The organism is Devosia sp. Root105, from assembly GCF_001424865.1.
Classification (GTDB): Bacteria; Pseudomonadota; Alphaproteobacteria; order Rhizobiales; family Devosiaceae; genus Devosia_A.
The window spans coordinates 915050-928856 of record NZ_LMCR01000012.1 but is presented as its reverse complement, the minus strand read 5'-3'; the positions used below and the strand labels follow the sequence as shown (position 1 = coordinate 928856).

At 65.3% G+C, this 13807-nt stretch carries 16 protein-coding genes and 1 pseudogene; 6 read left to right on the top strand and 11 right to left on the bottom strand.

Annotated elements, in window-relative coordinates; genetic code table 11:
• The first annotated feature begins 97 nt into the window (after positions 1 to 97).
• The 4 genes and pseudogenes from ASC68_RS13165 to ASC68_RS13150 all read left to right on the top strand — a co-directional run bounded on the left by ASC68_RS13165 (position 98) and on the right by ASC68_RS13150 (position 2844).
• On the top strand, positions 98 to 478 hold the full coding sequence (locus tag ASC68_RS13165; protein ID WP_156384564.1) for a helix-turn-helix domain-containing protein: 381 nt from the start codon (positions 98 to 100) through the stop codon (positions 476 to 478).
• A gap of 26 nt (positions 479 to 504) precedes the next feature.
• A pseudogene (locus ASC68_RS13160) lies at positions 505 to 909 on the top strand (DUF6580 family putative transport protein); the annotation flags it as partial.
• Between the two features lie 103 nt (positions 910 to 1012).
• Positions 1013 to 1924: a DMT family transporter gene (locus tag ASC68_RS13155; protein ID WP_055879673.1), complete on the top strand. Its 912-nt coding sequence runs from the start codon at positions 1013 to 1015 to the stop codon at positions 1922 to 1924.
• A 2-nt stretch (positions 1925 to 1926) separates the two neighbouring features.
• Complete coding sequence (locus ASC68_RS13150) at positions 1927 to 2844, top strand: DMT family transporter (RefSeq protein ID WP_055879671.1); 918 nt, start codon at positions 1927 to 1929, stop codon at positions 2842 to 2844.
• On the opposite strand, the gene ASC68_RS28330 is transcribed toward ASC68_RS13150, so the two are convergent.
• The 6 genes from ASC68_RS28330 to ASC68_RS13125 form a co-directional block, all read right to left on the bottom strand.
• Positions 2841 to 2999, bottom strand: coding sequence for a CcdB family protein (locus ASC68_RS28330; RefSeq protein WP_082528126.1), 159 nt, complete (start codon positions 2997 to 2999; stop codon positions 2841 to 2843). The two genes, ASC68_RS13150 and ASC68_RS28330, sit on opposite strands and share 4 nt — an antisense overlap.
• Positions 3000 to 3137: 138 nt before the next feature.
• Positions 3138 to 3368, bottom strand: a complete 231-nt coding sequence (locus ASC68_RS13145) for a type II toxin-antitoxin system CcdA family antitoxin (protein ID WP_055879669.1) — start codon at positions 3366 to 3368, stop codon at positions 3138 to 3140.
• A 48-nt stretch (positions 3369 to 3416) separates the two neighbouring features.
• Positions 3417 to 4259: a metal ABC transporter permease gene (locus ASC68_RS13140; RefSeq protein ID WP_055879666.1), complete on the bottom strand. Its 843-nt coding sequence runs from the start codon at positions 4257 to 4259 to the stop codon at positions 3417 to 3419.
• The gene (locus ASC68_RS13135; protein ID WP_055879663.1) at positions 4259 to 5116 is read right to left on the bottom strand and encodes a metal ABC transporter permease; all 858 of its coding nucleotides are present in this window, start codon (positions 5114 to 5116) and stop codon (positions 4259 to 4261) included. Before ASC68_RS13135 ends, ASC68_RS13140 begins: the two co-directional genes overlap by 1 nt.
• Positions 5113 to 6036: a manganese/iron ABC transporter ATP-binding protein gene (locus tag ASC68_RS13130; RefSeq protein ID WP_274532702.1), complete on the bottom strand. Its 924-nt coding sequence runs from the start codon at positions 6034 to 6036 to the stop codon at positions 5113 to 5115. Before ASC68_RS13130 ends, ASC68_RS13135 begins: the two co-directional genes overlap by 4 nt.
• Entirely contained in the window at positions 6033 to 6929 is an 897-nt protein-coding gene (locus ASC68_RS13125) for a metal ABC transporter substrate-binding protein (RefSeq protein ID WP_055879659.1), read from the bottom strand. The genes ASC68_RS13130 and ASC68_RS13125 overlap by 4 nt, the downstream gene beginning before the upstream one ends.
• A 194-nt stretch (positions 6930 to 7123) precedes the next feature.
• Here ASC68_RS13125 and ASC68_RS13120 point away from each other — a divergent pair, with 194 nt between their 5' ends.
• Together ASC68_RS13120 and ASC68_RS13115 are read left to right on the top strand one after the other, a co-directional pair.
• On the top strand, positions 7124 to 8512 hold the full coding sequence (locus tag ASC68_RS13120; RefSeq protein WP_055879656.1) for an aminopeptidase P family N-terminal domain-containing protein: 1389 nt from the start codon (positions 7124 to 7126) through the stop codon (positions 8510 to 8512).
• Between the two features lie 194 nt (positions 8513 to 8706).
• Positions 8707 to 8916, top strand: coding sequence for a cold-shock protein (locus ASC68_RS13115; RefSeq protein WP_055879654.1), 210 nt, complete (start codon positions 8707 to 8709; stop codon positions 8914 to 8916).
• A 59-nt stretch (positions 8917 to 8975) separates the two neighbouring features.
• On the opposite strand, the gene ASC68_RS13110 is transcribed toward ASC68_RS13115, so the two are convergent.
• From ASC68_RS13110 to ASC68_RS13090, 5 genes are all read right to left on the bottom strand, one after another.
• Positions 8976 to 9386: a VOC family protein gene (locus ASC68_RS13110; RefSeq protein WP_055879652.1), complete on the bottom strand. Its 411-nt coding sequence runs from the start codon at positions 9384 to 9386 to the stop codon at positions 8976 to 8978.
• A 60-nt stretch (positions 9387 to 9446) separates the two neighbouring features.
• Positions 9447 to 10316, bottom strand: a complete 870-nt coding sequence (locus ASC68_RS13105) for a helix-turn-helix domain-containing protein (RefSeq protein ID WP_055879649.1) — start codon at positions 10314 to 10316, stop codon at positions 9447 to 9449.
• Between the two features lie 37 nt (positions 10317 to 10353).
• Positions 10354 to 11628 (bottom strand): NAD(P)/FAD-dependent oxidoreductase, encoded by a 1275-nt coding sequence (locus tag ASC68_RS13100; RefSeq protein ID WP_055879646.1) that lies wholly within the window; start codon positions 11626 to 11628, stop codon positions 10354 to 10356.
• Positions 11629 to 11846: 218 nt separating this feature from the next.
• Positions 11847 to 12194, bottom strand: a complete 348-nt coding sequence (locus tag ASC68_RS13095; RefSeq protein ID WP_055879643.1) for a helix-turn-helix domain-containing protein — start codon at positions 12192 to 12194, stop codon at positions 11847 to 11849.
• 58 nt (positions 12195 to 12252) lie between these two features.
• Positions 12253 to 13806: a DHA2 family efflux MFS transporter permease subunit gene (locus tag ASC68_RS13090; protein ID WP_055879640.1), complete on the bottom strand. Its 1554-nt coding sequence runs from the start codon at positions 13804 to 13806 to the stop codon at positions 12253 to 12255.
• Position 13807: the final 1 nt, after the last annotated feature.

Here is a 13807-nt window from a genome sequence, read left to right as displayed (position 1 = left end):
TCCTTGTCGAAGGCGTCCCTTGTTCCGATATCGTCCTCTGCCCGCTACAGACTTTCTGGTGTCATACGCACCATCAGGTGCGCTTGGAGAACCCGCGATGAACCGCCTTTCGACCTGGCCGCTCGAACGCACCCTGCAGATCATCGGCGGGCGCTGGAAACTCTACATCCTGTTCCATGTGCTGGGCGGCCCGCAGCGGCTCTCGCAGTTGCAGCGCGGCATTCCCGGCATCTCGCAGAAGGTGCTGGTGCAGCAGCTGCGCGAGATGGAGGAGCACGGGCTGATCGTGAGGACGGTGTTCGCGGCAGCGCCTCCGCATGTCGAATACAGCGCCACCGAGCTCGGCCTGTCGCTGGCGCCGCTGATGGATACCCTGCAGAACTGGGGTATCCGCCACGCCAAGGCCTCTGGCGACCACGGCCGCATGGTCTATTGCGACGGCTTCGCCGCACAGAACCGGGCAGCAACCGCCGCCTGAACGGTTGATGCTGGCTCGGCGCCTACGCCATCCGCAGCCCCTGGCTGGCGGCGTTCGTCCCTGTTGCAGTGATGGCGCTGGCCGACATCGTGCTCGGCTGGCATAGCTCGGCGCTGTTCACCTATGCTGGCATGCTGGCTGGCGCACTGATCGGGCGCGGACTGCTGCGGCAGCTCTCGGTGCTCCGGCTCGGCGGCGCTGCCATCATCGCCAGCCTCGCCTTCTTCCTCATCTCGAACTTCGGCGTCTATCTCGGCGGCTATTACGGTCTCGGCCTCGACGGGCTGGTCGCCTGCTTCATCGCTGCCCTCCCGTTCTGGGGCCTGAGCCTGATCGGTGATCTTGGCTCCACGGTGATCCTCTTCGCGCTGTTCGTCCTCGCCCGCCGCACTGTCGAGCGTGACACCGGCGCAGCAGGCTCCAGACTTTAGTTCAACTGAACCGATTGCCGCCGCCCTGCCATTGACAGGCCGGGGCGGCGCGCCCTTTGGTGGATCGGCGCCCGCATCCCTCAGCGGCACACCGGACCTGTCAATGACCTCCACCATCGCCCCCGTCGAGGAGCGCCGCAATTTCGGCATCGGCATCCTGCTGATCTCGCAGCTGTTCTTCGCCACGCTCGATACCTCGGCGAAATACCTCTCCTTCATCGGCCTGCCGTTGGGCGAGATCGTCTTCGTGCGCTACGCCATCCACGTCGTGCTGGCGATTGCACTGTTCCTGCCGCTGCAGCGCGACCTCTTCGTCACCCGCAACTGGCCGCTGCAACTGCTGCGCGGGCTCTGCCTCCTGGGCGTGACGGGCGCCAACTTCCTCGCCATGCGCTTCCTGCCGCTGACCGTCACCGGCGCACTGATGTTCACCATGCCGCTGATGGTGACGGCGCTTTCCGGCCCGTTCCTTGGTGAAAAGATCGGCTGGCGCCGCTGGGCCGCGGTGGGCGCGGGGTTTGTCGGCATCCTGATCATCGTGCGCCCCGGCACCGAGGCCTTCCATCCGGCCTCGCTGATCTGCCTCGCGGGCGCTCTCTCGGCCGCCTTCTACAGCATCATCACCCGCAAGCTCGCCGGCGTCGATTCCGCCGCGACGCAGCAGGTCTATTCGGGGCTGATCGCTCTCACCTGCATCACCCCGTTTGCCTTCAACGAATGGGTCTGGCCCTCGACCGGCGCCGGCTGGTTCGCCTTCATTGCCATCGGCGTCACCGGCATGATCGCCCACCAGCTCAACACCATCGCCCACCGCTATGCACCGCCCTCGGCGCTGGCGCCGTTCAGCTACACCGAACTGCTGCTGCTGGCGCTGGCGAGCTGGCTGATCTTCTCCGAGCCGCCGGACGTCTGGTTCTATGTCGGTGCGCCGGTCATCATCGGCTCCGGCGTCTACATCTGGTTCCGCGAGCGCCAGCTTAACCGCACCGTCACCGTTGCGCCGGTGGAGGACTGAGCGTGGCCGGCCTGGTGAAACCCGTCGAGGATCGCCGACCCTTCGCCATTGGCCTGATGGTCGCGGCGCTGTTCTGTTACACGGTGATCGACAGCTGCGCCAAACTCATGGTGCAGGCCGGGTTGCCGCCGATGGAGGTGGTGTTCGTCCGCTATGCCGGCCAGTTCATCCTGGTGCTCGCCTTCTTCCTGCCGCGCGAACGCAAGGCGCTGGCAAGAACGCGGAACCTGAAGCTCGAGGTGGCGCGCGGGCTGTTCCTGCTGGGCTCGACCATCTTCAACTTCATTGCCGTGGTCTACCTGCCGCTGACCATCACCTCGGCGATCTCCTTCACCATGCCGCTGATCCTGTGCGCCCTGTCGATCCCGCTGCTGGGGGAGACGGTGGGCTGGCGGCGCTGGCTGGCGATCGGCGTCGGCTTCCTCGGCGTGATGATCATCGTGCGGCCGGGCACTGAGGCCTTCCATCCGGCCGTATTGCTCTCGCTCGGCACTGCCGTCTGCGCCGCCCTCTACAACCTCTCGACCCGCCGCCTGGCTGGCGTCGATAGCACCTCGACGCAGCAGTTCTATGCCGCCGGCGTGGCGACAGTCTGCGTGCTGCCCTTTTCACTGGGCGGCTGGACCTGGCCGACCGATCCGGTGATCTGGGGTTGCTTTGCCGGCATCGGCGTCGCGGCGCTGATCGGCCACCTGTTCGTCACCACAGCACACCGCCATGCGCCGGCCTCGGTGTTGGCGCCGTTCGGCTACCTGCAGATCTTCTTCATGACCGGCGCCAGCTGGCTCGTTTTCAACCAGCCGCCAGACATCTGGATCTACATCGGCGCGCCGATCGTCATGGCCTCCGGCCTCTACATCTGGCTGCGCGAGCGCCAACTGTCGAAGAGCGTGATCATCGAAGTGGCGGTGCAGGACTAGAAGCCGTTGACGATCATGTCATAGGCAAGCTTGATCTGGTCGTAGTAGCGATCGAGGTTGTCGACGCAGACGCCCAGTTCGTGACGGTCCAAGGCAATCATGAATTGGGTGACGGGCACGCAGGTTTGCCCGTCGATGACCACTTCGGGGTTCAGTCGGGGGTGCCGGACCGGAGCGTCGCCGGGCTACATTAGTGGGATAACAAGTCGGTTGTCGAACGAACCAGGCAGGTCCGTTTGAACGTCCAACGCGAGTTCGCCATCTGCCAACCGGTAGACGTCGAACTGCGCCAGTCAGAACGAGCGGTACTTTCGCAGCGGCAGCCCGTGGCGTGCGACGTACTCGTTGTTGCTCCGGATGACATCGGCGTTTTCCTCAGCCCATTGGCGCGCCGTCTTCTCCGCGACAATGGCCCGGGCGATACCAGCCTCCGCTGCGCGGGAGAGATTGATGTTCATCGACCTCGCCTCTTCAATGAGGTCGCTGTCCAGGGTCACCTTCGTTGAGCGTCGTGTAGCCGTCATGTCGCCTCCGGCCTGAGCTGCATAATGATGGGGTGGCACCGTGTTGCGTCAAGCCACCCGCCGCCGCAGCAATCCGCTGCCCGGCGCGAACAGCAGCGCCATGAGGAACACCCCGGCCTGGATCAGCACGATGCACGGGCCCGTCGCGCCGTTGATGCTGAAGCTGATCAGCGTACCCAGTACGCCCGAGGCGATGGCGACGGTCATGGCGATGGCGAGCATTGCCTCGAAGCGCTTGGCCAGCAGGAACCCGATAGCGCCTGGGGCGATCAGCATGGCGACGACCAGGATGATGCCGACCGCCTTGAGCGAGGCGACGATGGTGATCGAGAGCAGCGCCAACAGGCCGTAGTGCAGCAGCTTCACCGGCAGGCCGATGGCGCGGGCATGTTGCGGATCAAAGGCATAGAGCAGGAAGTCGCGCCGCTTGGCGAGGACGATGAGGAGCGTGCCGAGCGCGATGACGGCGGTCTCGATCAGGTCCTGCCAGGTGACGCCGAGCATGTCGCCGAACAGGATGTGGCTCAAATGCTGGTCGGTCTCGATGCGCGAGAACAGCACCAGGCCAACCGCGAACATGCCGGTGAAGACGATGCCCATGGCGGTGTCTTCCTTGATCCGGCTGTTGTCCTTCAGATACCCCGTGCTCACCGCCGCGAACAGTCCGGCGACGAACGCCCCGATGGCTATCGGCAGGCCGATCACATAGGCGATGACAATGCCGGGCAGCACGGCATGCGAGATGGCGTCGCCCATCAGCGACCAGCCCTTCAGTACCAGGAAGCACGACAGCACCGCCGAGACCGCGCCGACGAGGATAGCGACGAGCAGCGCGCGCTGCATGAAGTCGTAAGTCAGCGGCTCGACGAAGAAGGCGTAGAGCGCGTCCATCAGTTCACTCCCGCTTCGCGCAGTGCCCGGCGCCGCGCCGCGAGCCGCCCGTGCTTGGGGGCAAAAAAGAAGGCGAGGAGGAACAGCGCCGTCTGCAAGGAGACGATGACGCCGCCGGTGGCGCCGTCGAGGAAGAAGCTGATATAGGCGCCCACCGCCGCCGTGGCCGAACCAAGGATCACCGCGATGATGAGGAGGTTCCGGAACCGGTCGGTGAGGAGATAGGCGGTGGCGCCCGGCGTCACCACCATGGCGATCACGAGAATGGCGCCGACCGTCTGTAGGGCGGCAACGGTGCAGGCGGCGAGCAAAGCGAAGAACAGCACCTGCAGCGCCCGCGGGTTGAGCCCGACGGTCCGCGCATGGTTTTCGTCGAAGAACACCAGCATCAGGTCCTTCCACTTGAGGATGAGGATCGCCAGCGACACCAGCGAGATGATCACCACCTGGATGACGTCGCCGTCTGAGATGCCGAGGATGTTGCCCATGACGATCGCCTGCACGTCTACCGCGGTGGGGTTGAGCGACACGATGAGCAGGCCCAGCGCAAAGAACGAGGTGAAGATGATACCGATGACGGCGTCCTCCCTCAGCCGGGTGCGCGCCCGCACCAGCACCATCGAGGCGGCGGCGAGGCCACCGGCAACGAATGCGCCGGCGGAGTAGGGGAGGCCGAGCAGGTACGCCGTGGCAACGCCGGGGACGACAGCGTGTCCGAGCGCGTCGCCGATCAGCGACCAGCCCTTCAGCATCAGGTAGGCCGAGAGGAAGGCGCAGACGGCGCCGACCAGCGCCGACACCCACATGGCCTTGACCATGTAGTCATAGGTGAAGGGGACGAGCAGCTCCTCGATCATTTCTCGTCCCGCTGCGTCTCTTTGCTGGGCGATGCCGGCTTGCTGCCGCCATTCTCGCCGTAGAACACCACCGGGCGCTCGTCGTCGGTCAAGACGGTGACGCGGCGCTGATCTTTGTCGTCGTGGAGATCTTCGCCGGCGAGATGGAAGTGCCGCAGCACGCCGCCGAACGCCTTCTCGAGATTGGTCTGGGTGAACACTTCGGCGGTGGGGCCGAAGGCCAGCACCGTGCGGTTGACCAGCACCACCTGGTCGCAGAAATCCGGCACACTGCCGAGGTTATGGGTCGAAACCAGCATCAGGTGTCCCTGGCTGCGCAACTCCTGCATCAGCGTAATGATCGCCGCTTCGGTCTGCACGTCGACGCCGGTGAACGGCTCATCGAGGAGGATAATCCGGCCTTCCTGGGCCAGTGCGCGGGCGAGGAACACGCGTTTCTTCTGCCCGCCCGACAGCTCGCCGATCTGGCGCTTGCGATAGTCGCTCATGCCGACCCGGGCCAGCGACTGCTCGACCAGCTCGCGGTCGCGTGCCGAAGGCATGCGGAAAAAGCCCATATGGCCCTGCCGCCCCATCATCACCACGTCCTCGACCAGGACGGGGAAATTCCAGTCGACCTCTTCGGCCTGCGGCACATAGGCGACGATGTTGCGCTTCAGCGCTTCGCGCACCGGCAGGCCGGCAATGCGAACCTCGCCGGCGATGGGCTGCACGAAACCCATAATCGCCTTGAACAAGGTGGATTTGCCGCTGCCATTGACGCCGACGAGGCCGGCAATGGTGCCAGCCCCGAGCCCGAAAGTTGCATCACGCAGCGCCACGTTGCCATTGGGGTAGGCGACCGTCACGCCCTCGACCTCGAGGCTCGGTTGCGGCGCCGGATTCCATGCCTCGTGCGGCACGCTGGCGGTAAGGCTCACTTCCCAAATCCCTTGGCGATGGTGTCGACGGTAACTTCGAGCAGCTTGAGGTAGGTGGGCGTCGGGCCGTCGGCCTCGCTCAGCGAGTCGACGTAGAGGATGCCACCATAGGCGGCGCCGGTTTCCTTGGCGACTTGCTTGGCCGGCTTGTCCGACACCGTGCTCTCGGAGAACACCACCGGGATCTTGTTAGCGCGCACCGCGTCGATGACCTTCCGCACCTGCTGCGGCGTCCCCTGCTGGTCGGCGTTGATCGGCCAGAGATAGAGTTCCTTCATGTCGTAGTCGCGGGTCAGGTAGCTGAAGGCGCCTTCGCTGGTGACCAGCCAGCGCTGCTCGACGGGAATCTGCTCGAGACGGGCCCGCAAAGGCGCGTCGAGCGCCTTGATCTGCTCCGAATAGGCCGCGGCGTTCGCGTCGTAAGTTGCAGCGTTCGCCGGATCGTACTGCACCAGCGCCTTGCGGATGTTCTCGACATAGATCAGCGCATTGTTCGGCGACATCCAGGCATGCGGGTTGGGCTTGCCGGTATAGGGCCCTTCGCCAATGCTCATCGGCTCGACCCCGTCGCTCACCACCACCTGCGGCACGTCCTTCACGTTGTCGAAGAATTTCACGAACCACTGCTCGAGGTTCATGCCGTTCCACAGCACCAGGTTGGCGCCCTGCGCCCTGACGATATCGCGCGGCCCCGGCTGGTAGCCGTGGATCTCGGCGCCCGGCTTGGTGATCGACTCGACCACTGCCGCGTCGCCCGCAACGTTGCGCGCGATGTCAGCGATGATGGTGAAGGTCGTCACCACCTTGAACTTGTCCTGGGCGAGAGCAGGCAAGGCCGTCATCCCGGCCAACAATGCGAGGGCCAGGACGGTGAGGCGGCGGCGCGTAATCATCGGTCGGGGCAATCTCTTGTTGCGAATGGTTCTTAATAGCATCTAGTTTTCGACGCTTGTCAACTCTCTCCAGCATTCCGGCGGTGGGGCAGGGAAAGCACCGTGCGCGGTTGCTTTCGCGGGCGGTTTCTTCCACGATTGCGAAAAACACCGAGCCGCGAACAAATCGCCTCGGGTTTGGGGGAATCCGTCCTATGCCTGCCTTCCGCCTGATCGACGCCAAGCTGCCTGACTTCGGCATTCCAGCAACGCGTCCGGAACTCGACCGTTCCGTCTATCTTGCCCGCTTCGCCGCCCTCGGCCGGGCCCGTCGTGCCGCCGGGCTCGATGCGCTGGTCGTCTATGCGGACCGCGAGCACTCGGCGAACCTCTGCTACATCACCGGTTTCGATCCGCGCTTCGAGGAAGCGCTGCTGCTGATCGCTCCCGACGCCACCCCGACCCTGCTGGCTGGCCCCGAGAATCTCGGCCGCGCCGCCAATGCCGCGATCGAGGTCGAGGCGCGTCTCTACCCCCCTTTCGGGCTGCTTGGGCAGGACCGCACCAAGACCCCGGCGCTGGCCGAGGTACTGCGCAACGCCGGCATCGCAGCGAACCAGCGTGTCGGCGTGCTCGGCTGGAAGTACTTTGGGCCCGATGAGGCTTCCAAGCCCGAGGCCTGGCTCGAGACGCCATCCTACATCGTCGACACGTTGCGCCAGATCGTCGGCGCCGACGGCCGCGTGGTGAATGCCAATGCCCTGCTGATGCACTCGGTGACCGGCCTGCGCGCCGTCAACGAGATCGTGCAGCTCGCCCAGTTCGAGTTCGGCGCCGTCGCCTGTTCGGAAGCGGTCAAGGCGGTGATCGCCAACGTGCAGCCCGGGATGAGCGAGTTCGAAGCGGTGCAGCAGATGCGCCTCGGCCTGCTGCCGCACTCCTGCCACACCATGTTCTCGTCGGGCGACAAGCTGGTCGGCCTCAACAGTCCGTCGGGCAAGAAGCTCAAGAAGGGCGATCCGATGACCTCGGCGGTCGGCTACTGGGGTGGCCTGTCGAGCCGCATGGGCTGGCTGGTCGAGGATGAGTCGGAGCTTCCATCCAATGTTCGCGACTATGTCGATCGCCTCGCCGGCCCGTACTTCGCCTGCGCTGCGGAATGGTACGAGACCATTGGCATCGGCGTCACCGGCGGTGAGCTCGACGCGCTGGCGCGCCGGCACCTCGATACGCCGTTCTTCAAGCTGGTGCTCAACCCAGGCCACCTGATTCACCTCGACGAGTGGATGAACACTCAGGTCTATCCCGGCTCGAAGGAACCGTTCCTGTCGGGCCAGGCGGTGCAGTGCGACATCATCCCGGCGGCCGGTCCGCCCTATTACGGCGCCAACATCGAGGATGGCATCGCGCTGCTCGACGAGCGGGGCAGGGCCGAGCTGAAGGTGGATTTCCCCGAGGTCTGGGGCCGCATCGAAGCGCGCCGGGCCTTCATGGGCGACGTGCTCGGCATTCGGCTGAAGCCGGAGGTGTTGCCGCTCTCCAACCTCGCCGGCGCGATGCCACCCTACTGGCTGTCGCCGAACCGTATCGTTTCCAAAGCGTGATGTGATCGTGCGCGCTCACTTGCCAATCTTGCGCGCGCCGATTATCTCGTTTGCCATCGACATTTGGCTGACTTCCGGCCGTATGCCCCCGCTCTCGGTCAGGCGCACGATAGGACTTCCAAAATTCGACTGACCGGGCAGGGTGATCGCATGTCGTTCTGTCCACCACATCACTGCGAAGAGGGACTCCCCCGATGGAAAAGGGCACCGTCAAATTCTACAACGATCAGAAGGGCTACGGCTTCATTCAGCCTGACAGCGGCGCGAAGGACGTGTTCGTGCACGCCACCGCTCTGCAGCGCGCTGGCCTGACCGGCCTGAGCGAAGGCCAGAAGGTCTCGTTCGAGACCGGCGAAGACCGCCGCACGGGCAAGATCGCCGTCACCGAGATTTCGGCCGCCTGATCTAGCGTAGAAATTGAGTTGAACGGCCGGGTACCGCAAGGTGCCCGGCCTTTCTCTATTCAGGCCGCCGCCCACGGGCTGTAGCTGCCGACGCTCCACAGGTGCCCCTCGGGGTCGAGGCAGGCGAAGCCCCGGCCGCCGTAACTCTCGGCGCGAATCTCGCGGACGATCTCGGCGCCGTTTGCCTTGGCCTTCTCATAGACCCCGTCCACATCGTCGACGATCACGTAGGGACTCTGCGTCGTGCCGCCCAGCTTGTCGGGTGTCGAGATGGCGCGGCCGAACTCGGTGTGCGGATGCGGCGAGCCCAGCATGATCATGCCGTCGCCGAGCCGCAGTTCGGCATGCGAGATGCCGCCATTGCCGTCGCTGTTGATCTCGTGCCGGACGAAGCCGAAATTCTCGCACAGCCAGTCGATCATGGCGGGTGCGTCCTCATAGGTGAGGCAGGGGATAACGGTGGAAGCCATTTTCATCTCCGTTGCTGCGGTGAGTCTGGCTCCTGCGCCCGCGCCGGTCTTGGAGATTTGTTACCTCGGCGGCGCCAGCACGCTCCCATCCGGCAGGCTGGCGCGCAGCAGCGCGGTTGGCGATTGGCCGCTCATCGAGCGGAACTCGCCGTTGAAGTGCGACTGGTCGGCATAGCCGCAGGCATAAGCGAGATCGGCCAGCGACTGCACCCGGCCGGAGCGCAGGCCCGCGAGCGCGGACTCGAACCTGAGCAGCCGTGCCACCGTCTTCGGCGCCATACCGATCTCTCGCTGGAACAGCGTGCCGAGGTGCTTGCGGCTGACATCGAGCCTCGCCGCCAGCGCGCTGATATCGAGGTTTCCACCGGCCGCGACGAGTTGCGCATAGCCGGCCTCGACCAGCGGCGTGGGCGCCGCGTTGCGGTCGAGCCGCTCGAGCAGGTAGCGCTCGATGATGGTGAAGCGCTGCGACCAGCCGATGGCATGCGCCAGTCGATCCTCGAGCCCACTGAACGCCGCGCCGAGCACAGCATCCGCCGGCACCACCAATCCCGCGATCTCGTGGAGGTCGAGGCCGAGGATGCGGCGGGCGCCGAGCGGGGTAAAGTTGACCTGCATGCAGAAGGCGTGGCCCGGCGAGCCGACCAGCGTCGGCTGGTCGGTGAGGCCGGCGATAAACCCCTGTCCCAGCCGCACGCTTTCTGCGCCATCATCAGCGAAGACGCTGAAGTGATGCTCGAACACCAGGATTAGCGGGATGCCCGAGAATGGCAGCTCACGCCGCACCAGCGGCGCGCCGCCGGTCTCGACATAGCCCTCGAGTTCGATGACGTGTGGTTGCAACAGCGCGGCGGCCTGCTTCCGCCACAGCGTCCAGCGGCCATGTTCCGATGCGTGATCGAACCTGTCGATGCCGGCCAGCTCGTCCATCCGGCAACTCTAGCTCTTAAGGCCGTTAGGCAAAACCTCACTTCTTGCCGCTGCCGGCTTCGCCCCAGGTGATCAGCCGGGCGCTGCGATGGCCGGTGAGGTAGATCCACAGCCAGCTGATCGCCACCGAGATGCGGTTCTTGAGCCCGATCAGGAAGTAGATATGGGCAAGGCCCCAGGTCCACCAGCCGATCCAGCCGGTGAGCTGGAGCCAGCCGAAGTCGATCAGCGCGGCGCTCTTGCCCACCGTGGCGATGTCGCCCAGGTGCTTGTAGCGGAACGGGCCGACCGTCTGCCCGGCGAGCCGGGCGCGGATCACCGAGGCCGCATACTTGCCGCCCTGCTTGGCCGCGTCGCCAATCCCCGGCACCGGCTTGCCGTTCGGCGCCAATACCGTGACCGTGTCACCGATGGCGAAGATATTCGGGCTGCCGGGAACGGTGAGGTCGGGTTCGACCTTGATCCGTCCGGCGCGATCCGCCTCGACCCCCAGCCACTTGGCCGCCGGCGAGGCCAGCACGCCCGCCGCCCAGATGATGGTGTTGGCACGGAGCTCCTGGCCGTCGAAGCGCACAGTGTCGGCCGTCACCTCGGTGACCGGCTGGCCCAGCATTACCTCGACGCCGAGCTTTTCCAGGGCCGACCTGGCATAGCCCGAGAGGTTTTCGCGGAAGTTGGCCAGCACCCGCGGCCCCGCCTCGATGAGGACGACGCGCGCCTCTTCCGGCTTGATCGAGCGGAATTCGTGCTTCAGCGAGGTGTGCGCCAGCTCGATCACCGCGCCGGCCAGTTCCACGCCCGTCGGGCCAGCGCCGATGATGGCGAAGGTCAGCAGCGCCTTGCGCTTGTCCGCATCGGTCTCGCGCTCCGCCGCCTCGAAGGCCAGCAGCAGCCGGCGCCGCATCGCGGTCGCGTCTTCGAGTGTCTTGAGGCCAGGGGCGAACGGCTCCCAGTCGTCATGGCCGAAATAGGCATGCCGGGCGCCGGTGGCGATGATCAGGCTGTCATACGGCACCCGCCCGCCATCTTCGAGCTCGACCAGCTGCCCCGCCTTGTCGATGCCGGTGACATTGCCGAGCAGCGTCGTCACCTCCGGCCGGTGCTTCACCAGCATGCGGATCGGCCAGGCGATCTCCGATGGGCTGAGGGCCGTCGTCGCCACCTGGTAGAGTAGCGGCTGGAACAGGTGATGGTTGCGCCGGTCGATGACGGTGATGTCGACATCGGCGCCCTTGAGCCTCTGGATGGCAGCCAGGCCGCCAAACCCGCCGCCGATCACGACGACCCGATGTCGTTGAGCCGAGTTGGTCATTTCAAACCCCACTTGCAGTGCCCGCACTGCATGTAGGTCTTTGATCCGTAATGCTCAATGAACGGCGGCCGCGCCGGGCGCAGGCCTCACATGCGTTGAGGGCACACAAGGGGGATAAGAGAGAACGGAGGGAGCCTTGCACGATCATGCATGGGGTAAGGCTCCCTCCGGCCGGCGCTCTTCGCGCCATGCCCCGCCGCAAACGGCGGGGGAGTCTGCTAAGCCACTGAGCCGTCGAAATCGCGGCGCGCCGCCTCGATGCTCTGCTGGTTGCGCACCGCGAACGAGCCGAGCGGACGGACGCTGGCGGCGAAGTCGCGGCCGAGTTCGGTCAGCTCGTATTCGACCCGCGGCGGGATGGTGGCGAAGGCGGCGCGCGCCGCAAAGCCGTGACGCTGCAGGTTCCGCAGTGTCTGCGTCAGCTGCTTTTGCGAGATGCCGTCAACGGCGCGCGAAATCTCGTTGAACCGCAGCTTGCCGTCCCGCATCACCGACAGCACGTCGACGGTCCAGCGGGCGCCGGCGAGATCGAGGAGGTCGTGAACAATCTCAAACTGGTTGGCCATGTCGTAATACCCTGTAGTTGTGGTGGTCCACCCGGCCGCGTACGGCCGGGCTTGGTCGTTACTCGCCCATCGCGTGGGCGCGCTCCTCCGCCGTCATCGGCTTGGCTGCCTTCGGCCGGCGGAGCAGGAAGACGATCGGCAGCGACACGAAGGTCAGGATCATCATCAGGTGGAAGTCGTCGAGGAAGGCGAGCATCGCCGCCTGCTGCGTGATCATCCCGTGGATCGTGCCGACGACATTGGCGAACCCGCCATAGGCCGCCGCGAAGTCGCGCAGCGGGCCGGAGTCCAGCGTGATCCGTTCTGCCAGTTCGCCATAGTTCACCACTTGCATCTGCGCGAGGATGGTGGTCACCACCGAGATGCCGACACCCTGGCCGACATTGCGGATCAGGCTGAACATCGCCGTCGCATCGACCCGGTACTTCGCATTGATGGTGGCGAAGGCCAGCGAGTTGAGCGGCACGAACACAAAGCCCATGCCGATGCCCTGCAGGAACCCTGAGATGAGGATCGGGCCCGAACCCATGACGATGTCGAACTCGGTCATCATGTAGAGCGAGTAGCCCATCAGCAGGGTGCCGCCGACCACCAGCAGGCGCGGGTCGTACTTCGACACCAGCCGGCCCACGACGATCATCGACACCATCGTGCCGATGCCGCGCGGCCCCATTAAGAGGCCTGTCTCGATCACCGGAAAGCCCATCAGGTTCTGCAACATCGGCGGCAGCAGCGCGAGGCCCGAGAACAGCGTGATGCCGGTAATGAAGATCAGCACCAGCCCGGTGACCAGGTTCCTGTCCTTGAACATGGCCATGTCCATGAACGGGTTCTCGGCCGTCAGGCAATGGACGATGAACACCCACAGGCCCGAAATGGCGAGCAGCAGGTAGAGCCAGATCTCGGCCGAGTCGAACCAGCCGACGCCCTGGCCGCGGTCGAGCAGCATCTGCAGCGATGCCACCGCCAGCGCCAGCATGCCGAAGCCGAAGAAATCGAACTTGCGGATCTTGATCACGGTGTTCGGCATCAGCGCCGCCAGCATGAAGAAGGCGACGATCCCGACCGGCAGGTTGACGAGGAACACGGCGCGCCAGTTGAACGTCTCGGTCAGCCAGCCACCCAGCGTCGGCCCGATGATCGGCCCGAACATGATGCCGGCGCCGAAGATCGCCATCGCCTGCCCGAGCTGTTCGCGCGGGTTGATGTCCATCATCGTCGCCTGGGCCAGCGGCACCAGCATGGCGCCACAAACCCCCTGGATGACGCGGAACGCCACCATCTGCGCGAGGTTGGTGGCAATACCGCAGAGCAGCGACGCCGCGGTAAAGCCGACCACCGCCGCGAGCAGCAGGTTGCGCCGACCGAAACGGTCGGAGAACCAGCCGGTCAGCGGCGTCGCGATGGCCGCGGCGACGATATAGGAGGTCAGTACCCAGTTGATCTCGTCCTGCGACGCGCCGAGGCTGGCGCGCATATGGGGCAGGGCGACGTTGGCGATCGTGGTGTCGAGCACCTGCATGATCACCGCCACCATGATGGCGGCGGTGAGCAGGCCCTTGTTCTTGACGACGACCGTAGGGGCTGACACGGCGGCAGCGGCGGCAGCCATT

Bases quoted from the DNA above. Each gene is read 5' to 3' on its own strand.
- ASC68_RS13165 (WP_156384564.1), top strand. From the start codon at position 98: ATGAACCGCCTTTCGACCTGGCCGCTCGAACGCACCCTGCAGATCATC.
- ASC68_RS13095 (WP_055879643.1), bottom strand. From the start codon at position 12,194: ATGGCCAACCAGTTTGAGATTGTTCACGACCTCCTCGATCTCGCCGGC.
- ASC68_RS13125 (WP_055879659.1), bottom strand. From the start codon at position 6,929: ATGATTACGCGCCGCCGCCTCACCGTCCTGGCCCTCGCATTGTTGGCC.
- ASC68_RS13135 (WP_055879663.1), bottom strand. From the start codon at position 5,116: ATGATCGAGGAGCTGCTCGTCCCCTTCACCTATGACTACATGGTCAAG.
- ASC68_RS13110 (WP_055879652.1), bottom strand. From the start codon at position 9,386: ATGGCTTCCACCGTTATCCCCTGCCTCACCTATGAGGACGCACCCGCC.
- ASC68_RS13115 (WP_055879654.1), top strand. From the start codon at position 8,707: ATGGAAAAGGGCACCGTCAAATTCTACAACGATCAGAAGGGCTACGGC.
- ASC68_RS13100 (WP_055879646.1), bottom strand. From the start codon at position 11,628: ATGACCAACTCGGCTCAACGACATCGGGTCGTCGTGATCGGCGGCGGG.
- ASC68_RS13105 (WP_055879649.1), bottom strand. From the start codon at position 10,316: ATGGACGAGCTGGCCGGCATCGACAGGTTCGATCACGCATCGGAACAT.
- ASC68_RS13090 (WP_055879640.1), bottom strand. From the start codon at position 13,806: ATGGCTGCCGCCGCTGCCGCCGTGTCAGCCCCTACGGTCGTCGTCAAG.
- ASC68_RS13140 (WP_055879666.1), bottom strand. From the start codon at position 4,259: ATGGACGCGCTCTACGCCTTCTTCGTCGAGCCGCTGACTTACGACTTC.
- ASC68_RS13145 (WP_055879669.1), bottom strand. From the start codon at position 3,368: ATGACGGCTACACGACGCTCAACGAAGGTGACCCTGGACAGCGACCTC.
- ASC68_RS13155 (WP_055879673.1), top strand. From the start codon at position 1,013: ATGACCTCCACCATCGCCCCCGTCGAGGAGCGCCGCAATTTCGGCATC.
- ASC68_RS13120 (WP_055879656.1), top strand. From the start codon at position 7,124: ATGCCTGCCTTCCGCCTGATCGACGCCAAGCTGCCTGACTTCGGCATT.